15 protein-coding genes and 1 tRNA gene are annotated in these 21,676 nt (G+C 49.2%); 9 read left to right on the top strand and 7 right to left on the bottom strand.

The features are described 5' to 3' along the window. Positions 1–4: 4 nt before the first annotated feature. A complete protein-coding gene (locus tag IMZ38_RS03845) occupies positions 5–733 on the top strand; it encodes a nucleotidyltransferase family protein (RefSeq protein WP_227410931.1) in 729 nt (242 codons plus the stop codon). Between the two features lies 1 nt (position 734). Here IMZ38_RS03845 and upp read toward each other — a convergent pair whose 3' ends face one another. Continuing rightward, positions 735–1,400: a uracil phosphoribosyltransferase gene (gene upp, locus IMZ38_RS03840; protein ID WP_193436829.1), complete on the bottom strand. Its 666-nt coding sequence runs from the start codon at positions 1,398–1,400 to the stop codon at positions 735–737. A gap of 144 nt (positions 1,401–1,544) precedes the next feature. Between upp and IMZ38_RS03835 the strand changes: the two genes are divergently transcribed. After that, on the top strand, positions 1,545–5,729 hold the full coding sequence (locus IMZ38_RS03835; protein WP_193436828.1) for a S8 family serine peptidase: 4,185 nt from the start codon (positions 1,545–1,547) through the stop codon (positions 5,727–5,729). Positions 5,730–5,812: 83 nt separating this feature from the next. Then, a tRNA-Val gene (locus tag IMZ38_RS03830) sits at positions 5,813–5,887 on the top strand. Between the two features lie 44 nt (positions 5,888–5,931). Here IMZ38_RS03830 and IMZ38_RS03825 read toward each other — a convergent pair. Both IMZ38_RS03825 and IMZ38_RS03820 read right to left on the bottom strand, forming a co-directional pair. Next, positions 5,932–6,729: a metallophosphoesterase family protein gene (locus IMZ38_RS03825; protein ID WP_193436827.1), complete on the bottom strand. Its 798-nt coding sequence runs from the start codon at positions 6,727–6,729 to the stop codon at positions 5,932–5,934. A 269-nt stretch (positions 6,730–6,998) separates the two neighbouring features. Further along, positions 6,999–8,069, bottom strand: coding sequence for an L-threonylcarbamoyladenylate synthase (locus IMZ38_RS03820; protein ID WP_193436826.1), 1,071 nt, complete (start codon positions 8,067–8,069; stop codon positions 6,999–7,001). A gap of 70 nt (positions 8,070–8,139) precedes the next feature. Between IMZ38_RS03820 and IMZ38_RS03815 the strand changes: the two genes are divergently transcribed. Then, positions 8,140–8,910: a KaiC domain-containing protein gene (locus IMZ38_RS03815; protein ID WP_193436825.1), complete on the top strand. Its 771-nt coding sequence runs from the start codon at positions 8,140–8,142 to the stop codon at positions 8,908–8,910. 27 nt (positions 8,911–8,937) lie between these two features. On the opposite strand, the gene IMZ38_RS03810 is transcribed toward IMZ38_RS03815, so the two are convergent. Further along, the gene (locus tag IMZ38_RS03810; RefSeq protein WP_193436824.1) at positions 8,938–9,885 is read right to left on the bottom strand and encodes a transcription initiation factor IIB family protein; all 948 of its coding nucleotides are present in this window, start codon (positions 9,883–9,885) and stop codon (positions 8,938–8,940) included. A gap of 193 nt (positions 9,886–10,078) precedes the next feature. On the opposite strand from IMZ38_RS03810, the gene IMZ38_RS03805 reads away from it, so the two are divergent. The 4 genes from IMZ38_RS03805 to IMZ38_RS03790 all read left to right on the top strand — a co-directional run bounded on the left by IMZ38_RS03805 (position 10,079) and on the right by IMZ38_RS03790 (position 14,614). Further along, positions 10,079–11,236, top strand: coding sequence for a radical SAM protein (locus tag IMZ38_RS03805; RefSeq protein WP_227410930.1), 1,158 nt, complete (start codon positions 10,079–10,081; stop codon positions 11,234–11,236). 129 nt (positions 11,237–11,365) lie between these two features. Next, positions 11,366–13,183, top strand: a complete 1,818-nt coding sequence (locus tag IMZ38_RS03800; RefSeq protein ID WP_193436823.1) for an aldehyde ferredoxin oxidoreductase family protein — start codon at positions 11,366–11,368, stop codon at positions 13,181–13,183. Between the two features lie 46 nt (positions 13,184–13,229). Next, positions 13,230–13,484 (top strand): MoaD/ThiS family protein, encoded by a 255-nt coding sequence (locus IMZ38_RS03795; RefSeq protein WP_193436822.1) that lies wholly within the window; start codon positions 13,230–13,232, stop codon positions 13,482–13,484. A gap of 2 nt (positions 13,485–13,486) precedes the next feature. Next, positions 13,487–14,614, top strand: a complete 1,128-nt coding sequence (locus tag IMZ38_RS03790; RefSeq protein WP_193436821.1) for a tungsten cofactor oxidoreductase radical SAM maturase — start codon at positions 13,487–13,489, stop codon at positions 14,612–14,614. Between the two features lie 69 nt (positions 14,615–14,683). Here IMZ38_RS03790 and IMZ38_RS03785 read toward each other — a convergent pair whose 3' ends face one another. The 3 genes from IMZ38_RS03785 to IMZ38_RS03775 all read right to left on the bottom strand — a co-directional run bounded on the left by IMZ38_RS03785 (position 14,684) and on the right by IMZ38_RS03775 (position 20,807). Further along, the gene (locus IMZ38_RS03785) at positions 14,684–16,069 is read right to left on the bottom strand and encodes a family 4 glycosyl hydrolase (RefSeq protein ID WP_193436820.1); all 1,386 of its coding nucleotides are present in this window, start codon (positions 16,067–16,069) and stop codon (positions 14,684–14,686) included. Between the two features lie 74 nt (positions 16,070–16,143). Then, positions 16,144–18,549, bottom strand: coding sequence for a tRNA(Met) cytidine acetyltransferase TmcA (locus IMZ38_RS03780; RefSeq protein ID WP_193436819.1), 2,406 nt, complete (start codon positions 18,547–18,549; stop codon positions 16,144–16,146). 23 nt (positions 18,550–18,572) lie between these two features. Then, positions 18,573–20,807: a CDC48 family AAA ATPase gene (locus IMZ38_RS03775; RefSeq protein ID WP_193436818.1), complete on the bottom strand. Its 2,235-nt coding sequence runs from the start codon at positions 20,805–20,807 to the stop codon at positions 18,573–18,575. A gap of 80 nt (positions 20,808–20,887) precedes the next feature. On the opposite strand from IMZ38_RS03775, the gene IMZ38_RS03770 reads away from it, so the two are divergent. Beyond that, positions 20,888–21,637 carry a KaiC domain-containing protein gene (locus IMZ38_RS03770; protein WP_193436817.1) on the top strand — a complete coding sequence of 250 codons (750 nt, stop codon included), beginning with the start codon at positions 20,888–20,890 and terminating at the stop codon, positions 21,635–21,637. Positions 21,638–21,676: the final 39 nt, after the last annotated feature.

Below are 21,676 nucleotides of genomic sequence, written 5' to 3'. Positions count from 1 at the left end.
GGGAGTGACTGCTGTAGTATTGGCAGGCGGGATGGGCACACGCTTCCATCCTTACACCGAGGTTGTTCCGAAACCCATGATCCCAATAGGTGTTGACGAGAAACCTGTTCTTGAATACATTGTCAGATGGCTTAGCAGATTCGGCGTGAAAAAGTTCATCTTCCTGGTTAACTATCGGTGGAAGTATATTCAAAACTACTTCGGAGACGGATCACGCTTCAACGTTGAAATCAAATACTCTATCGACGAGCCAGACGGGTATACCAACACAGGCGGCTCAATACTTAAAGCATACAGGGAAGGATTATTCACAGGCACGGCCATAATATGGTATGGAGACATACTGGCACCTCTGAACGTTGAAGACCTGCTCCGCTACCATCAGGATAAGGGGGGCGATTTAACATTAGTGGTTACTAAGAAGTACAAGGTGCCAGTTGGCGTGGCTACTCTTGGCAACGATTTCTCAATAATAGGGATGAGGGAAAAGCCTGATTTAGATATCAATGCCACCATAGGCGTAGGCGTTCTCGAGACAAGGGTGCTTGACGACGAGTTGGAGAAGGATCTCGGATTAGACTTCGACTTCATGGGAGACCTGGTACCGTGGTTGATCATGAGGGGTTCGAAAATTTACGGCTACGTTTACAGCGGGGACTGGTTCGACGTGGGAAGCTTGGAGAAGTATAAAAAACTGGACAACAACTATTTGAGCGAGCTTTTCAAGGTATAACCTAGGATCCGAAAGCCCTGTCGCCAGCGTCCCCGAGCCCTGGCACTATGTAACCTTTCTGATTCACCTCGGGATCTATCCATATAGCGTACATTTTCAAATCCACGCCGAGCTCGTCCGCCTTATCCCTGAGCTTTGCCACCGCTACAGGTGTTGAGAGAACTGATGCAATATAATACTTCTTAGCCCTCCCCTTCTTCACAACCTCCTCAAGAATTCTTGCAAGCGTGGAGCCTGTTGCAACCATGACGTCACTTATAATCACTACATCGTTAGAGGTTACAGAGGGCATTTTAACATATGAAACATCTATTTCGAACTCATAGTTCTGCATTCCCTTCTCCTCAACTCTTTTCGCAGCGATAACGCCCTGCCTAGCATTGTAGAAGACTTTTATAAGTCCCTCCGTCAAAGGCCATGCAGCCCTTAAGACAGTGACGATTATCGTGTTATCCATGTCCTTAATCCTGATCCCTTTAACCTTAACGCCAAGCGGTGTCTCAACAACCGCTTCCTCAGTCTCCATGTCCTCGGCTATCTCCATTCCAAGGATCCTGCCTAGCTTGACGAGGCCTTTCCTGAACTCTATCTGCGAGGAATCCTTATTCCTTAAAAGAGTTAGGATGTGATGAGCATACTTCCTGTTTACAACCTGAACCTCGAACACGAACCCACGCCCAACTATTCACAATTGGATTTAAAAAGCTTTTCAGCAAGGGAGAATGTAAAGCAAATCCCAGCGTTCCTAGGAAGACTTAAATATTGCAGAACCCACTAACTATATACTTGGTGGGTATTCAGAGGGATATGTATGAAGAAAATACTTGTACTAATATCTATCCTACTCTTAACCGGGTTAATCATCCCTGTAGCTACTCCTGTGACATCTGAGTCGGTAGCAGCTAGGTCTGGCTTCGGTAAAGCATTCGTAAGCCCGTTCCTCAACGATGACTCATTCTGGAGTATTGGAGCATATGCTGAGGATCCAAGCCTGTTATCCTTTGACGCTCCCGAAGAGCCTTTCACGCTTGTGAACGAGGGTAGGGAGACAGGCAGAGTCATAATAGTGTTGGATAAAGCAACACCTATCAGCGTTTTAAAAGGAAAAACAGCAGGGTTACTAGGAGCATTCCCCACACACCTGTACAACGTGATCTTCGCGATTGTTACCAGGGATCAGGTTGAGCCCTTATCCAGGACGCCTGGAGTGCTAGCTATCCTACCCGATGTCAGGATTGATGCTTTGATAAATAAGGAGGCAAGGGCGATTCAGGAGCTCTTGGCAGAGGAGCCGGCTCAAACCGGGGGTTTAGAAGCCTTTGACTACAGCAGCTATCACTACACCTTGAACATAACGGGCGCGCTGGATACATGGGCAACCTACGGCATCACTGGAGAAGAGGTTACGCTCGCAATCATAGACACGGGTGTCGACTTCGGATCACCCGGGCTTGGCTTAGACTCAATAGCCAGGGACAAAAAGACTGGTCTCCCGTTAATCCTGGACGTGAGCAGTCTCGGACTAGTCTTAACACCGGTTGCAGGCCAGGATGTGGGAGAAGGATACATTTACGTAAACGCTTCAGAGCTATACGTGTTCCAGCCTCCATACTATGTTTGGAAGTGGACCAACCAGCTGTGGGTCAGGGTGTCGGGGTGTAGATCCGCGAACATATGGGTTCCATGGCTCGCTAACTCAACATGGTATATTGGTAACATAACCCGTTATGGGCCTGTGAAGTTTGGATTAATGCTCCAGTACATGACAACCTCGGTCGCAGGCACTTCAACAACCATTTACTACACAGTGCCGATTATAGTGGTAGACAGTGATGGCGACGGATCCTATGACACCTTATACGCTGACACTACCACCGCTCTCTACCTGTTAAGGCAGGCCCTGGCTCCAAGCCCCTGTAGCGTGAACATACCGGGAACCCTAGGCTTAACCCCCGACTTCTCCTTCGCCGACGAGGAACCAATTAGATACGGGAACGAGGTGATAGCAAGAGATCTCGATGGTGATGGCTTAACAGACTACTCTATTGGAACGCTTGCAGGAGGCGTTTACGATGCAGCCTTCGCTATACTCTTAGACAAGATTGGCATCTGGAGGAATTATGTCCTCCCGCTCCCACCGCTCAATGGTTACCAAACCACCGAGATTTTATCAATACCTGAGATATGGAGGGGCGAGCCGGTAGCCTTTATATGGCCAGGTCTGGACCCTGAAGGAGACTACGTGGTTTTAGAATACGATTACAACAGCCATGGAACATACTGCGCGAACACTGCTGCAGGCAGGGGCATCTACGCGCAAACAGGCTACGGGGTTAGAAGCATTGCGGGCCAGGCTCCAGCAGTAAAGCTTGGAGCCGCCCCAGGCCTCTACTACGGGACCGTGGCAACAGCGATATACTTCTTCAGCGGTTTCGACATAGTAACTCCGTACGGGGAGGGATCAATATATCTCTGGCCCAACCTGCTCGCGAACCCGTGGATAGCTTTCGAAGGCTACACGTGGAGCTGGGCATACATCGGGGAGCACCAGGTCGACATCACTAGCAATTCCTGGGGCGCGAGCGGCTGGGCCCTATGGGGCTGGAACACAGGCTTCGACCCCACTAGCGTGATATTCGACTACACCATAATCACGTCTGGAACAATTCACTTCGTCGCAGCCGGTAATGGTGGTCCAGGATACGGCACGGTTTCATCGCCCGCTGCCTCAACCCTCGCGATAAGTGTTGGAGCCGCCACGGAGTTCACCTACAGACCGCTCTACGGCTACCTCTGGCCGGGCTCGAGCAGGCAGGTTATCACGTGGAGCAACAGGGGTCCAAGCGAGCTGGGTGTTGTGAAGCCTGACGTCGTAGCTGTGGGAGCTTTCGCGTGGGCTGTCGGCAGGACATGGGATGCCCTAGGCAATGTTTACGGCATAAGAAACCTCACGGGATGGCTGGCATACAACCTGTTCAGCGGAACCAGCCAGGCAACCCCGATGTCCGCTGGTGTTGGAGCACTAGTGGTTTCAGCGTACAAGGCTAAGTATGGTGAGAGGATGCCGCCGCACTTGTTGAAGACCATTTTAATGAATACCGCGCAGGACATGGGCTTCGACGAGCTTTCCCAGGGAGCCGGCTTCGTCAACGCTTACAAGGCCGTCAAGGCAGTGCTGGATGGCAATATTCCACTGGTCTATTCAACAAGCATTCTCAACGACCTGTTGAGCGAGACAGCTCTGTCATATGAGTTAATGACCTATGGCGATGTATTAACAGGGAGCTGGTTTGAACCGAAAATATTCATCCCATCAGTCAGGGCCGGGGCAAGAGCCACCAGGCCGTTAACAGTGAAGGGTGCTGGAAGCTACGAGATCTATCCCATGGTTTTGAAACAGGTTAACACTACAGGGATTTGTGATATAACGCTCGGTGTGCTCGATCCAACCGTAATCACCGCGTGCAACGGTGATCAGCTAAACTTCAGCGTAACAGCAGCTACAAGGTATGGACACTTAGTGCTTGACATAGAGGCTTTAAAAACCTACGACTACTTTGAGATCGAGGTCATATACCCGTACGAGTACTTTGAAGCCGGTGGCAGGGCAGGAGCTTACAGCCTGCGGATTGGGACATCGATAGCTGAGCTCGCCTACTGGATAGATGGGAACGCGGACGGCGTATTCTCCTGGAGTGAAACCGCTAGAATGATGTACGATATTAGGAGGGCCAACGCGCTCAGGATTCAGTATGGAGACCTAGAGGGAAGCATTGCCGAGATTGAAAACCTTGCAAGGGAGCTGATGGGGGTCGACCCTACACAGTATCCAAGGTATCTGGTTATGAGGCTTGGAGTATCAGGCGCAACCTACAGGGGCACCCTCCCCGTGAAGGTGAGGGTTGTAGGGTACAAGTATCAGAGCTGGGATGCCGTGACTGTTAGCCCCTCAAGGTTCATACTATCCGGTGGCGAGAGAACGGTCACGGTTACCGTTAAGGGCCCGTCAACCCCTGGCTTCTACAGCGGCTACATCGTGGTTGTTGAGAAGACAAAGAGTCTGAGATACCTTGTACCGATCTCATTCTTCGTGCCAATAGAGCTGAGAGGGACCAGGCCGATCGTGTTAAACCCTGTCGAGGAGCTAACCCCGAGGAAGAACACGTATCTGAGAGGAGCATTCGACTACACGTGGAGGTATGAGTCAGGAGATTGGAGAGTGTTCAAGGTTGTCGTGCCTCCAACCTTTAAGAACATATGGGGGCTCGGCATACAGGTGACTTGGCCAACCTTTAACAATGAAAACTATGCCAGCAACCTGGACGTACACTTCTACGGGCCTTACACGTACTACATGGTTGACGATGAAACCTCGCTAGTATATGAGTTCAAGGCGCCTGGTCTACAGCTGGCTGCTGAGCTGACAAGGGACCCAGCCGGTGGAAGCAGCTACAACCCGACAAGATTCTGGGATAGCGTGGCCCCAGGGTTGTCAGTTATTGTTAGCCCGATGTCCGGTCCTGGAATATACAGGCTTGTTGTGAGGAACATACAGTTCAGGGGAGCAGAATACGTTGAGCCCTTCACTGTGACCCTGACCCCGCTTACAATGTCATCGGTGAAGATCCACAACCCCGCGGCCGGCAAGATACACTACACGGTCATCATCAACGCTCCAAGCCAGTTCCAGCCTGACGTGGTGTACTACACTGGGGAAGGAGTCTACACGTCACCATTAACCGGTGAAACATATTATGTTGAAGATGTTTCCGAGCTTGGACTATCAGTGAGCCTTGGAACCCCATTGACCAGCTCGGGCAGGTACAGGTTTACGGCAACAATAACATACACGGGCGAGACCCCGCAGGCATCCTACATACTACCTCTCTCAGCAGTGATGAAATACCCTGTTACGACTTCAGGTTGGCTAAACGTCAACGCAACAGTCTACTTCTACTGGGACGAGATACCTGTCTACTTGAAGTTCGACATCTAAACCCAAGCTTTTTTCAACCCAATCCTTCCTCAACCTCGGTGAAAAACTTATAAACAACACAACACTCTCTTTAAACTATTAGAGGGCCCGTCGTCTAGCCTGGTATGGACGCCGCCCTCACACGGCGGAGGACCGGGGTTCAAATCCCCGCGGGCCCATTAAAACCATATAGTTCAACACGTGCTCAATGGGTTACAGCGCTTCAATGCAAGCCCTTACTCCGCAACAGCTCCTTGTTCTTCCTCGGGTCGTAGCATACTGGGCATTTTTTCCAGTTAACAGGTATGTAGAAGACCCCTTGTTCCGGATGACGGGGGCACTTATATTCTTTCAAATTCTCGCCCATGTTAACCCATTCAGCATTGACGCCTGTCTTATCAAACTTTAAAACCCAGTAGCAACCAATCATTGGCTTAGCCCCATGGGAGTCATCCCTGTATAGGAAGCCCAGGTTCAGGTAGTTGTTGAGTTTTTGACCATAGTGGACATGCCCTTCTATTTGGATCAACGCGTTTGTAAGCTTCTTGAAATGGTGTACGAGGAACACTGTTTTACCATCGACCAGTTGAGGCGTCGATGTTATCTTATACTTGCCGAGGCTTTCAACCCTGCCGTGCTCCAAGCACTTGCCGTGCTTGAGGGAGGAAATCAGTGATTCCGTCTCCTTACCTATCCTTAACAAATCCTGGTACTCCTTTCTTGAATACGCTTTCATACGGGGGTGATCCTTGGAAGCCTTTCTCAGAGCTAACGAAAGCACTATTGTTAATTCCCTGAATGGAATCCCCCATACGAAATAGTAAGGGATCTCTAAACTCTCAATTAAGTGGAAAACCTCATACACCTGTTTCAAAACACTCTCTGGATCACTGATTAAATCTGCATTGGTTAAATCACCCGCGATCAACATGTAGTCAAAATTCTCTCCTTCCAGCCTTTTCGCAAGCATTTTCAAAACATCAACATTGCCGTGGAGATCGCTAAAGGCTAGAACCCTCAACTAACGTGCCACCTCAAACACCCTGCAGGTTGAAATCTCTCGAGGCATCCCGAATATTCCCCCGGTGTTCTCACTCCCAGAAGTAACATCTCTTTCAATATGCTGGATTTACCATTACTGAAATCAATTAAGTTCACTGCTCTCCACTTTGCCCTTCACAATTAAATAGATGTTTTAAAGAGAAAAACATTAGTGTTCACTTAGTTAGGACAAGCCTGCCGAAAATGTTAACACTGTTGGAGAAATCCCTTGCTAGTGCGAGGGCGTGGTCAACAGTTTATCAAGTGCTTTTCACTAGCCGCTTTTCTCAGCCTGTTCATAATGGTTAGTCCTAGCCCCTGGTCAGGGAATCCCTCGGCATACACTATGGAGCACTCTTCCTCATCAACTTTTCTCAGGATGGTGAAAAGGTTTCGAGCAATCTCGAAGGGGTTCTCCCTAGATCCCAGCGTGAACGTTTCAGCTCCAACACCTGAGTAGTGCTGAAGGGTCTCCAAGGTTGCCAGTATGCATGGTTTCCCATCGCTTCCAGCCAAGGCCTGGGTCTTTATGTACTCAGCCAATGCTTTAAGGCATTCCCGAGTGTAAGAAGAGGGTTCGACAAGCACCAGCTTCGCCTCCGGAGCGTAATGCCTGTACTTCATGCCTGGGGCAAGCGGTTTCTCCACCTGTCCCAAGCCTTTAGCAAACTCTGGGATAAGTATCTTCCTCCCCAGTATTTTCTCGACTTCCTCAACAGGTATAGCACCAGGTCTCAACAATACAGGGGGTTCCGTGACAATGTTCACCACTGTTGACTCAACCCCATAAAGGGTTTCTCCAGCGTCAAGGATTACTTCAACCCTGCCGATCAAATCCCTGACTACATGGGTTCCGCTTGTCGGACTGGGCTTCCCTGATGGGTTCGCGCTAGGAGCAGCTACCGGCTCTCCAGTCTCCCTTATAAGGGATAGAGCAACCGGGTGGGAGGGCATTCTGACAGCAACAGTGTCAAGCCCTGCTGTAACGATCCTGGGAACCCTTTCGCTTTTAGGCAGGACTATTGTGAGAGGGCCTGGCCAAGCCTTCTCCATCAACTTGTAAGCATCCTCAGGTATCCGCGAAGCAACCTTCTCAACCATTTCAATAGAGGATACGTGAACTATTAATGGATTATCGCTAGGCCTCCCCTTCACTTGGAAAATCTTGGAGACAGCTCCCTCATCCCAAACCAGTGCTCCAAGCCCGTAAACAGTTTCTGTGGGAAACGCGACTAAGCCGCCTCTCATGAGCACTCCGGCGGCATACCGTATTTCGAAACAATCCTGCTCGAAACCCTTCAGCCTGAAAACAATTGTCAAGCCTAACCACCCTTTCCAAGGGCGTCAAACGATAATAATGTGTTTAAGGAATTATTAACCGGTGGAGTTTTTGGAGAGGCTTCCAACAGGGGTTAGAGGGCTTGACGAGCTAATAGAGGGCGGAATACCTAAGGGATTCACGGTAGTAGCTGTTGGAGAACCGGGAACTGGCAAAACAGTTTTCTCAATACAGTTCACAGCCACGGGACTAGCAAGAGGTGAGAAATGCATATACGTTACAACGGAGGAGTCGAGGGAGAGCATTATCAACCAGGCGGCGAGGCTTGGCTTCGATTTTGAGGACGCCTTGAGAAAAGGAAGCCTTGTCATCATAGACGCGTTGATGTGGGAGTACGGGGATGTTTGGAGCATTAAGGAACTGGATGTGGAGGAGTTGATCTCTAAGGTGATAGAAGCCAAGAAGTACTTGGGCCCTGGTCACACAAGGCTAGTAGTTGACTCAATGAGCGCTTTCTGGCTAGATAAGCCGGTGATGGCTAGAAAGTACAGTTACATGTTGAAGAGAGGTCTGGCGAAGTGGGATTTAACAATAGTGGCTACGGCTCAGTACGCTGTTACATCAGCCCTTGGATTCGGGTTCGGAGTGGAGCACGTGGCTGACGGCATACTAAGGTTCAGGAAAGCCATCATATCAGGAGTGCTCAAGAAACTCCTCATAATCGAGAAGATGAGACAGACAAACCATGATAGAAGAGTTTTCGAAATAGAGGTTAGGGATGGAGAAGGCTTGGTTGTTGTAAAACCGATCGAAATATCGGGGGATGCCCTCCGGAGGCTAAGTCCTTCTCCTTACTTCGAGGAAGGCGAGGTCAGGTTTTAAAATTACTCATCAACCTGAAGAACCATGTTAGGCAAAAGGAGTACTGCACAGGAGGTTTAAATCCATAACTAGTACAGGCTTCTTCCCCCAGGGGTCTAATCCGGCAACCCTGAAGCCTTTGTTTACAAGAATTCTTGTCAAAGCCTGATTCTCACACCAAACAAACCCGTAATCCCCGAGTCCAAGACCCTTAACCGCGGCTAGATACGCTAGGGATTTCTCCAATGCCAGGTCCTTATAGTCCACAGAGCCTGTGTTAACAATGTCGAGTAGTTGAATAGATCCTTTGACAGGTAAACCTACAGCTCTTGCAAGCCTCTCCCACTCATCCCCCGAGGGTTCTCTGAAGACAATTACCGCACAGGATTCACCCTGTGCTGCAAGTTTGAAAAACAATGCTCCTTCGGAGGCTTCCGCGGTAATCCTTTCAGTCTCTTCCCGACCAGCCTTCTCAACCCACGTTCTAACCTCATCCTTTAGACACTCCCTTACATATTTGACAGCGTTCCTGACCGACACCTCGGAAATGCAAAAGACTGTTGCTAAATCCTTCTCGAAAACCTTCTTCCCTGTAACGAGCCCTGACTCGTAGAGAGCTCCTGCGGCGAGAGCTGACCTGCTTAGAGCCCTCACAGGATGGTCAACCTTCAACCTGGTTGAGGAAAAGCGGTCGAGAAGCCTCAAAACAATCCACACGGCATTGCCGGCAACGGATGGATCCAGCCTCAGCTTCTTCGAAGCATAGATAACGTAATCTAAAGGTTCGCAACCTGGTAGTCCTAACGCTTTAAGAACATAAGTGAAAAGGTTTCTACCGCCTGTAACCCATGCTTCGAGGCATCTAGGGCTTATACATATGTTTCTGCTTCTGAGCGCGACATAGACTGCTAGAGCTACTTTAGTCCTCCCGTTGAGCTGCTTGGTCGCATGCTTGAAGGAAGGATTGTGAAGGACTTCTAAAGCATCACTTACCAATTCTTCGGGAAAGAAAGTATTGGTTTTCACGGATACTTCGCTAAGGATTTCGACAACAGTATTCTTAAACCTGTTTAAACGCTCTTCTTCCAGGATTGCCTACACCAATATATAATTGTCTCCGCAAGGTGTTAAATCTTTTGCCTCATGAAGCGGCTACCTTTTCTAATAACCCGTTAAAACACATAGGATTTTGGAGGAAACCATGGGTAGCTGCAAGCTCTGCGGGAGGGCCTCCCCTGTCATTAGCAGTGTGATCGGTGTATGCGCCGAATGCTTGAGAAGTAGAGGGGGTGAAGCGTTAAGCATTGCCCGCGAAGCCCACGCCAAGTATAGGGCAGGGCTAGGGTTACCGGTGACGCCTCCGCGAGCTGAGGAAGGGGTTAGATGCAGTATCTGCGTCAACAATTGCGTGATACCTGAGTCGGGGAAGGGGTTCTGCGGGATCTGGGTTTCCGAGAAAGGGTTATTGAAAACCGTAGCGGGCGTGGATGCTTCCATAGGTTACTATTATTTCGACCCCTTACCCACGAACTGCGTTGCCACACCAGTCTGCCCAGCCGCAACCGGAAAGGGTTATCCCAAGTATGCTGTAAACCCCAGGGTTGAACACGGGTTTTACAACCTTGCAGTTTTCTTCGCAGGATGCAGCCTAGACTGCTTGTTCTGCCAGAACTGGGAGCATAAAGACATGGTTGCCGAGCCTGAATCAAGGAAGCGGCCTGTTTTCAATGTGGATGAGCTTCTACGAGCAGGCTTGAACAGCAAGGTGACCTGCGTATGCTTCTTCGGCGGCGACCCAGGGCCTCACGTAGTGTTCGCTCTCAAGTTTTCACGACAGCTTTTAAAGGAAGCTCGTGAAAGAAGCTTTGTTAAAAGAATCTGCTGGGAGACCAATGGACTCGTCCACCCCTCTTTATTCAAGGAGATGGTGAAGCTCAGCTTGGAATCCGGCGGCATTGTAAAGGTTGATTGGAAGGCTTGGAACCCTTGGATTTACGAGGCTTTAACAGGCGTGGATGGAGTAAAAGCTCTCGAGTATTTGAAAACAAATGTTAAGACCGCATTAGAGGTTTGGAATGAGAGAAGGGAAATACCAATACTTGTTGTCAGCATGCTACTGGTTCCAGGGTACGTGGACGAGGTAGAGGTAGCGAACGTTGCAGAATATGTTTCCTCGCTGAACCCTGAAACACCCTTAATCCTGCTGGCATTCCACCCCAACCACCTGCTCAGGGATCTTCCTCCCACAAGCACGAGGCATGCCATGAAAGCTTATGAAGAAGCCGTGAACAAGGGTTTAAAGAACGTATATGTAGGGAATGAGTGGTTGCTCGGCAACTATTACTAAGTAGTATGATATGGAAAGGGTGGAGTTTTCAACGAGGCAAAGAGTTTTAGATAAGATTATATTACATTAGTGGGACATTGGTACATTGCTTTATATATTTGTTTGAAGAATTTAGAAATGGTGGATAACTTGTTCGGTAACTGGGGAAAAATCATTCGAGTAGACATGTCCTCCGGAAACATCAAGGTTGAAGAATGGGGAGAGGATGTAGCGAGGAAGTGGATTGGCAGCAGGGGGTTAGGGATATACCTGTTGCTCAAGGAGATGGATCCCGGAGTTGAGCCTCTTTCAGCTGAGAACAAGCTAGTGATATCTGCTGGGCCCTTAACGGGAACCTCTGCTCCGACCGCTTCCAGGTATAACGTGATCACTAAGAGCCCGCTCACAGGGTACATCGCCTTCAGCAACTCGGGCGGTTACTGGGCAGCCGAGTTGAAGAGGGCAGGCTACGACGCAATCATCGTAGAGGGTGCTTCCGACAAACCCTACTACCTATTCATTCACGACGACCACGTAGAGCTTAAAGACGCCACCCCCCTCTGGGGCTTGAAGATGTCTGAGACGGAGTCCTGGATTAGGAGGCAACATAATGACCCACACATCAAGGTGCTGGGGGTTGGACCGGCGGGAGAGAAGCTTGTCAGGTTTGCAGCCGTGATGAACGATGGTCACAGAGCAGCAGGTAGAGCTGGCGTGGGAGCTGTGATGGGGTTCAAGAAGCTTAAAGCAATCGCTGTGAGAGGAAGTAAAACAGTGAGAGTTGCAGACCCCGAGAAATTCATGCTCGTTGTGAGGGAGAAGGTTAACAAGATCAGGAATGACCCGGTTGGGGGTGGAGGGCTCCCGAAGTTTGGGACATCTGTGCTAGTTAACATCATCAATGAAAACGGTCTCTATCCGTATAAGAACTTCCAGGAATCACAGTTCCAGTATGCCTATGAGCAGAGCGGTGAGGCGATGGTTAAGAAATACTTGGTTAAGAATAAGCCGTGCTACGCCTGCCCAATAGGGTGTGCAAGAGTTAACAAGTTGCCCACGATTGGCGAGACCGAGGGGCCTGAGTATGAGAGTATATGGGCGTTAGGCTCGAACATGGGTATTAACGACTTGGCAACGATCATTGAAGCAAACCACATGGCTGATGAATACGGCTTCGACACTATTTCTCTCGGCGGGACATTGGCCACAGCCATGGAGCTTTACGAGAGGAAACTTATAAAGGATGAAGACCTTGGCGATTTCCCACCTCCACGCTTCGGAAACACCGAGGTTCTCCACTACTATATTGAGAAAATTGCTAAGAGAGAGGGCTTCGGCAACCTCCTGGCAGAGGGAGGCTACAGGCTGGCTAAACACTTCAACGGGGAACAATACTTCATGGGGGTTAAGAAGCTGGAGCTACCGGCTTACGACCCAAGGGGTGCGGAGGGACATGGCCTGGGATACGCTACTAACAATCGTGGAGGCTGCCACATTAAGAACTACATGATAAGCCCCGAGATACTTGGCTACCCGAAGAAGATGGATCCCCACGACATAAGCGACGAGAAGATCAACATGCTAATACTCTTCCAACACCTGACAGCAGTCATAGACTCGTCGGGCTTGTGCTTGTTCAGCACGTTCGGCTTGTGGGCAGATGACTACAGGGACTTATTGAACGCCGCTCTTGGATGGGACTACACCACCGAGGACTACTTGAAGATTGGAGAGAGAATATGGAACGCTGAAAGGCTTTTCAACCTTAAGGCAGGCTTAAAACCGCTTGAGGAGGACACTCTCCCGAAGCGGCTTTTAGAGGAGCCTGTTCCAAGCGGGCCAAACAAGGGCAGGGTTGTAAGGCTGAAAGAAATGTTGCCGAGGTACTACAAGCTCAGAGGCTGGGGCGAGGACGGGACAATACCCTATGAAAAACTCAAAGAGCTGGGACTTGAAGAGTTCGCTTAGTTTTTAACCCTTTTTTCACAAAACCCTTATCCAAAAGGTGTTCTCAATGCCCATAGAAGTCAAGGTTTTCGCAACACTCATCGATCTCGTAGGGAAGAGAAGGCTGTACGTTGAGAAAGCGGATACTGTTAAGGAGCTATTAGACGTCCTCGACGAGCAGTACCCTGGTTTCAAGAAACAATTAGAGGGAGGATACACTATTCTCGTAAACGGGTTGAACATTGAGCATTTGAATGGGTTTGAAACAAGCCTCAAAGATGGAGATGTAGTCTCAATCTTCCCGCCAGCTGGAGGAGGCTAGAAGTGTCGGCTAAGCCTGGGGAAGAGGAAACCAGTTATGTCTTCCCAGCCTATGATGGAGAGTTCGTGGTGAAGCCGAGGCTTGATTTAAGAATCCTCTTCATAGAGCCCACGACAAGGTGTAACCTGAGGTGCGAGATGTGCTTTAAACAGCACTGGACGGATCGGGAAGGGGATATGGAGTGGGATTTGTTCGAGAAAGTACTTGGAGAAGCCGCAAAGTTTCCGAGGCTGGAGGCAATTGTTTTCGGAGGGATAGGTGAGCCGACAGTTCACCCTCGGATTAGTGAGATGATCGGGAGAGCGAGTGGAATGGGTTTCAAAACATACGTAACCACTAATGGATTATTCCTAAATTCTTCCGAAATGTTGGAACTGGTTGAGATGGGGTTAACCGGAATCTACTTCTCAGTGGACTACATGCCTTTTTTAGAGACCCATCTCCAACACGCATCATCTAGTGTCGTGCTGGAAAGAATTAAAAATATTGCAGAGTGGAGGGCTGAACACAGGTCTGAAAAGCCTTTTCTAGGAGTTCAAGTAGTTGTTACTAAGCATAACTATAAGTATCTTCCAGAACTTGTGAAATTGTTGAAGAATCATGGGGTAGACGAGGTTCTTGTTTCAAACCTGATACCGGTTCATCATTCTGCGCGAGACATGATTGTTTACGATGGCTCGGTGAACATGGAGCCCGTGGTTGAGGAGCTGGAGAGGTTAGCCTCAAGGGGCGTGAGGCTCAGGCTTTCATTATTCAGTTTGAAAACTGAGAGAAGATGCTTTTTCGATGAGGCACGGTCAACGGTTGTAAGATGGGATGGTGAGGTATCACCGTGCTACCGTTTCCTCCACAGCTATAAAGAATATGTCTTCGGAAGAGAGAAGCAGATCAACCATTACTCCTTCGGCAATGTGAAGGATAAGGGTTTAGATGAGATCTGGATGAGCAGGGAATACACGAGGTTCAGGTTTATCACTCGAAACTACTACTACCCGTCGTGCACGGATTGCTGGCTAAGGGATTCATGTGACTTTGTAAGGTCTAGCGATGTAGACTGCTGGGCTAATCAACCATCCTGCGGAGACTGCTTATGGGCTAGGAACCTGATACAGTGTCCCATACCTATTTAACCCTTACAGGATCGATAGCATGATTGATTAGGGAAAAATATATAAATGAGAAGAATTTTAACGCCGAAACTACTTGAACACCTCAGCCATCTCCTCATTGCCGGGTAGTTTCAACATAGCGTCTATTGCTTCCTCGGCCTGAGAAACAGACCTGGTTCTCACATCATACATCAACCACTCCAGCAAGACATCCCTGCCCGGTTCAAGGAACGCTTGAAGAGCCCACTCCATCCTCATCATTCTCGGCAACAGCACTTGTTTCAAGACTTTATTGTTCGGCGGGGTGACGCTGATTCTTTTCACACCTCTGGCATCTATTACTGCTGGAACCTCCACGGCTACACTATCGGGTAACCCAGGTATCAAACCATTGTTCAAAATGTTGACTTGATATTTTCTCGGTATATCAGCCACTATAGACTCTACGATATCGATTACTTGCTCACCGCTGGGTTTTGGAGGAATGAGCATTGTCAATGGAGCATTCTCAGCCTGCATGAAGCCCTTAATCATCTCCATTTGATATGCAAGGTAAGTTGTATAGAGTGCCCACCCTATCTCCGAGTCGGGTCCGCCGTAGGGTCCATACCATCTCTTTTTCGTCTCAAGATTCCAGTGATATTTCCAGGTACCACCCCTGACCGTGTCTCCTATCGGGAACATTCCATACCTCAAGTACATGTTGACCGCGGCAGGCGAGAGCTGAATGTCAAAGGGGTTGCTGGTGGTTGCCCGCCACCTCTCCCAGTACCTCTCAGCATCCTCCTTTATCCACTTGTCTATTAACTCGTAACCGTTGAGACCGTTGTATCTAAACTTTGTAAGCCAAATTACATGATTGAACCCTGTCATCTCTGCTTCAACCTTTGAAGGGTCAAGGCGCAGCTCTCTAACAATATTCCAGAACTCCATGTGCCCATGGCAAATACCTATATTCTTTACCTTGGTAATCCTGCTTAGCAACGTGGTCAGCTCGAAAACAGGGTTCGCGACATTGATAAGCCATGCATCCGGCGCATACTCCTCAATATCCCTTGCAATGCCCAGAGCAAGCTTGAACTGATGATAACCCCATATGGTATGGTAGTCGCTTACCATGTTCCACTCGACACTGTTTATCCCCCTGTAGTACCCCTTCCTCTCGGTAGCCTCCCTCAGCATTTCATAGTACCTGTGCCCCTTGGCCATTGCACTGTTGATTACGAAATCCGAGTCGCTTATAGCCTCGACACGGTTAGTGGTCGCGTGGAACTCTATGTCGGCGTGTATCTCTCCAGCATATCTTTTCGCAAAAGCGTAAACCAGTTTCAACCTTTCCTCGTCAATATCCATTAAAAATACTTTAGCACCCTGTAGAGTTTTCTTCAACATGATGTCAACAAGAACCCTTGTGGACCATACTGCAGAGCCTGCTCCTATAATGGATATTTTAACTGATCTACCTGGAGAACTCATGAGTCCCACAATTAAATATCTTCAATGATAAGGTAAAATAACTATTGCTTAAAGGCTAAATATGTGGGAGATTGCTAAATTCTAACACCGGGCTTGTAGTCCTCCCTGGATATGCCTGTAATGTGAGAGAAGTACGTGCACGCTATGTCGTGAGCCTCCTTCTGAAGATGCTTGGGACTGGATTTCAGAATACTTGATGCTTCATCCCATGTCAAGCCCTGGAGACCCTTAGTGATCAAGATCAACTCCATAAGTCTTGTCAACCTGGGCCTCTTCTCTGGCGGGAGAAGCCAGTGTGTTCTAGCAAGAGTGAACATAAGGTCAGCAGCAGCCTCAAACGTCATCGGTCCGAGGCAGTACGTCCAGAGCCTGTCAAGCTGTATCGGAGTGAGGAGCCTGCTCAGGTCGATATCGTAGAAGGGCTTGCTGGACAGGAGGATGTGAGCAATCTCCGGCTCCATTTCCCTGTAGTTCACCGGGAGGCTGTTGAGAAGCTTATGCTTGAACTCCTCTCTCGCTCGTTCCACCATTACACCAACCCTTTCCGTGATAGGCTTCAACACTAGAATAGTGTACTCGCCGCTCACAGGGTTTCTGTCAGGGCTGATGTGAAGGGGTGTAAACCCGTTCCTAACCCAGAAGCGTAGAAGCTCCTCGCTCACGCCGAACCCTGAGCCAACCCAGTCGAGCCCGCGCTCCCCAGCCTCCTCCACCAGTTTTCCAAGCGCCCAGGACCCTATCCCTTTTCCCTGGGCGCTTGGATGGGTTGCTATCCTCACAATCCTCCAGCCCCTTGTAGCGGCGAAATCAATTATTCGGATATGTTTCAGAAACCTATCGGGGATAATGTTGCCCGGTATTTTAGATCCTTTCAACAACTCCTGCGCTGTTGCCTCGTCAATAGGGCCCTCCTCAGCAACCTGCATAGCGCACACTATTTTACCGGTTTTAGTTTTGACAGCACGGATAAGGTGGTGTGGAGCATCCGCTATCATGCCGAGGTCATCGGGCTCATTCCTGTAGTGGGCGAGCACGTATATGCCGAAGAGCTCCCTGAGCTCTTTCTCGTTTTCAAATAGCTCGGCTGGCTCGTACTTCACATATATGAGGTCTTTTTTCTCAATTGCTTCAAGATCCTCCTGGGAAAGCTCAGCTGGCTCAGCATCAAGCAGGAGGGTATCAAACTGCCACCTCTCAACTGGGTCGTTCAAACCATACCTTATAGGCTCAACCATTTCATACTCTATGAGCCTAGTGCCCTGGTGGCTTCTTATTCTTTTCAGAAATCTTACCGTGAAGCCTCTTCCAGCTCCTTCATATCCGTGTATTGTTGACGAGAAGATAATCCTGTCATGCGCCTCCCATATCTTGTATAGAAGGGGTACATGGATGCCGGCTGCCTCGTCTACAACAACAATGTCTCCACGTATCTTCGGGATGTTTATGGGCTCCCAATACTCTATGCTGAACTTTTCACTCCTCAACTCTATAACGTTTCCCTCACGCTTAACCTCCTCATACTTGTAATCAAGCGAGTCCAGGGCTTTCTTAGCCAGCATCATTAGTGATTGAACATTGCTCGGCTCAGGCGCTGTGACGAGAATTCTCGGCTTAGGCTTAACCCTCCTGAGCAGGTGAATTAATCCGACCACTCCTATTCCTATAGAGCAGCTCTTTCCCCTCCCCCTGTCAGCTGTTAAAACCATCACCGTCTTCTCACTCTTCCTAGGCTTCTCGAACAGGTTCTCCATTAGTTTTAAAACATTAACCTGATCCTGGGTTAAAGCATGTTCGTAAATTATTTTGGGGAACAGCATTTCCACAGGCAGTGTTATGCCCTCTCTACGTCCTGCTGAACCCAGCTTGAAGCTCAGCTTCTTAATTAAGCGATTGTTGTCAACATCGTATATGCATATCCCGTCATGTTTCAATAACTGTTTTTTAAACCAGGTTATGAAGACATGTCTCGGCTCAGGATACTGGGGCGTAGTCAAACCTACTTTAAAAATTGTTTTCAACCCGTCCCACGAGGACCATGGAGGGGCTAGAAATATTATAAGCCCCCCGCCTTCAACAATTCCGACAAGCCTGCCAACATCGTTCGGCTTCAAATCCTTGGTTAAATCCATTACGAGAAAGCTGAAGGTCATTCCCAAGTATTTATCGCTCTTCTCGTACACGCTGAACTGGAATCTAACCGGTTTAAAACCCTCCATTATTTTCTCGAAAGCCTTCTTCAACTCCTCCGCTTCAGGGAACTCGTCGTGGTAGATATAGAGCCCGTTAAGCTCCCTCTTCCCCAGCCTCATCCAGCGTTTCGAGTGGTATTGTATGAGTCTAGATGCGACAGCAGCCATTTTACCTGTGTCACTGCCTGTTAAAACATATAGGGCCCTAACCCTGTTCTCAACCAGCTGGTCAACGATCCTGCCATGACTAGTAAGTATTTTTAAAAAAGATGCTGGGATCTTTTCCGGCAATCAGAAAGCACCCAGAGAAGGTTTTACCCGTAGGGTAGGGAAACTCTTCTCACCGGGCCGCTCCCGCTCACTCTCTTCAACTCTCTTGCCAGCCTCTCATACATTTCAATATCTTCCTTCGAGAGTGAAGGCGGCACTTTCTTCAATGCTTCTATGAAATGCCGCATCTCCACCTTCTTAACGGAGGGCTTATCGCTCTCCCCGATGGACTCCCTTATAGCCATCATTGCAGCCTCCCTGCACACTGCCGCTATGTCCGCGCCTGTGTATCCCTCCGTTCTCCTTGCAAGCTCTTCAATGTTCACGTCCTCCGCTATAGGGGTTTTCCTAGTGTGGACTTTAAATATCTCAACCCTGGCCCTGAGATCGGGCGGTGGAACATATACTAGCCGGTCAAACCTGCCTGGGCGGAGAAGGGCTGGATCAAGTAAATCCGGCCTGTTCGTCGCCGCTATCACCACTACCTTCCTCAACGGCTGAATACCATCCATCTCTGTGAGGAGCTGGTTAACAATCCTGTCAACGACGCCGCTCGGGTCTGACCCTCTTGCCCCTGCTATCGAGTCGATCTCGTCGAAGAATACTACCGATGGCGCGACCATCTTGGCCCTTCTGAATATTTGTCTAATAGCCTTCTCCGACTCGCCAACCCACTTGCTCAAGACCTCGGGTCCTCTAACAGTTATGAAGTTAGCACCGCTCTCGGTGGCCACGGCCTTTGCTAGCAGTGTTTTACCTGTGCCAGGAGGCCCAAACAGCAATATTCCTTTCGGAGGCTCGATACCCATTTTCTCAAACACGGAGGGATACTTCATCGGCCATTCAACAGCTTCTTTCAGCTCTTGCTTAACGGTTTCCAACCCTCCAATATCCGCCCACCTCACCTCCGGAACCTCCACGAACACCTCCCTGATTAGCGAGGGCTGCACGTTTTTCATCGCTGTCAGGAAATCGTTCATCGTAACCTTCAGCTTGGATAGCTTGTCAGCGGGTATGGGTTGACCGATCTCTATCCCCTCTTCCTGCATGAATCTTCTCAGGGCACTAATAGCAGCCTCCTTCGCCAGCGCCGCTATGTCAGCACCGGTGTATCCGTGCGTTATATCAGCTATCTTATCCAGGTCTACATCCTCGCTCAGCGGCATATTCCTCGTGTGAACAGCCAGGATCTCTCTCCTAGCTTTTTTATCGGGAGGCGGAATCTCTATCTCCCTGTCAAACCTGCCCGGTCTCCTCAAAGCCGGGTCCAGGGCGTCCGGCCTGTTCGTCGCGCCTATGACTATTACCCTACCTCTCTCCTTCAAACCATCCATCAACGTTAGAAGCTGGGCTACAACTCTTTTCTCAACCTCGCCCGTAACCTCCTCCCTCTTGGGGGCAATGCTGTCTATCTCATCAATGAAAATGACAGAGGGCGCGTTGGCTTCTGCTTCTTCGAAAATCTTCCTCAACCTCTCCTCGGACTCCCCGTAGAACTTGCTCATTATCTCCGGGCCATTAATCGTTGTAAAGTAGGCTCCAATCTCGTTGGCAAGCGCCTTGGCCAGCAAGGTCTTACCGGTGCCCGGGGGCCCGTAGAGGAGGATCCCCTTAGGGGGTTCTATGCCGAGGTGTTCGAAAAGCTCAGGATTCTTTAAAGGAAGCTCCACAATCTCTCTTATCTTCTGCTTAGCCTCCTCTAAATCCCCTATGTCCTCCCAGGTTATCTTGGGGACACCCTCCCTAATAGCCTCGGGCCTAACCGGCTCCTCCCTGACTTCAATATATGTCCTATCGGTAACGTAGACTATGGGAGCCGGCTGAGTATTGGTGACCACGAACCTTAAAACCATGCCGAAGATAGGTATTTCAACAACCTCGCCCCTCTTCACCGGGTTGCCAATAATTCTCTCCCTAACATACTCTGACAAATCACCCATCACCGGCAACCTGCCCACAGGGGCAAGCGTGATCCTTGTAGCAGCCTCAACCTTTACAGGTCTAACAGTCACGTAGTCTCCTGGCGAAACCCCAATGCTTTTTCTAACATAGCCATCAATCCTTATCAAACCAGCATCCTCATCCTCAGGATAGGCCCTCCAAGCCTTTACAACCTCGCTTCCCTTGGGCCCGATAACCTCTATGAAGTCTCCTATGGTTATCCCGAGTGCTCTCATACTGGCTGTGTCGATTCTGCCTATTTTCCTCCCAACATCCCTCTGCCTAGCTTCGCCGACGCGTAAGCGTATTTCTCTATCAGACTTACCTTGTGAAGGCATGTAAAACACCTTGCCGTAACGCTAATATTTTGAATGCTTAAATAACATTTTAACTCTTAGGATATATTTAGTGAATCCAAATGGTTGAGAGAGTTAAGACAGGCATTCCTGGCTTCGATGAAATTTTAAACGGGGGTATACCAAAGAGGAACGTGGTATTACTGAGCGGGGGTCCGGGGACAGGTAAATCCATTTTCGGGACACAGTTCCTGTGGAACGGCCTCCACCTGGGTGAGGGAGGAGTATACGTTGCCTTGGAAGAACATCCTGTCCAGGTAAGAGTGAACATGAGGCAGTTCGGCTGGGATGTGAGGCAGTTTGAAGCCGAGGGGAAGTTCGCCGTTGTCGACGCCTTCACCGGAGGTGTCGGGGAAGCTGCTAAGAAGGAGAAATACGTGTTGAAAGACCCTGACGATGTCAACGAGCTTGTTGACGTGTTGAGAACTGCTATTAAGGAGATTAATGCTCAAAGGGTTGTAGTGGATAGTGTGTCAACACTCTACCTGACAAGGCCCGCTGTAGCTAGGAGCATTGTTCTCCAGCTGAAAAAGGTCTTATCAGGCATGGGGACTACTTCAATACTTGTTTCACAGGTATCCGTAACGGAGAGAGGGTTTGGAGGGCCCGGTGTAGAGCACGCCGCGGACGGTATTGTGAGGTTAGATCTTGACGAGGTTGATGGAGAGCTTGTGAGAAGCATGATAATTTGGAAAATGAGGGGGACCGCGCACAGCATGAAGAGGCATATTTTCAACATCACGGACAAGGGGATAATCGTCTATCCTGACAAGGTGCTGAAGACCAAGCGGTACTACCTTGTCTCAGAATAAAGTTTAAAACCTTTACACAATCCTTTTTAAATTGGATTG

The sequence above is a fragment of the Thermosphaera aggregans genome (assembly GCF_014962245.1).
GTDB lineage: Archaea > Thermoproteota > Thermoprotei_A > Sulfolobales > Desulfurococcaceae > Thermosphaera > Thermosphaera chiliense.
The sequence above is the reverse complement of the archived record's forward strand: the minus strand, read 5'-3'. Positions and strand labels throughout refer to the sequence as shown.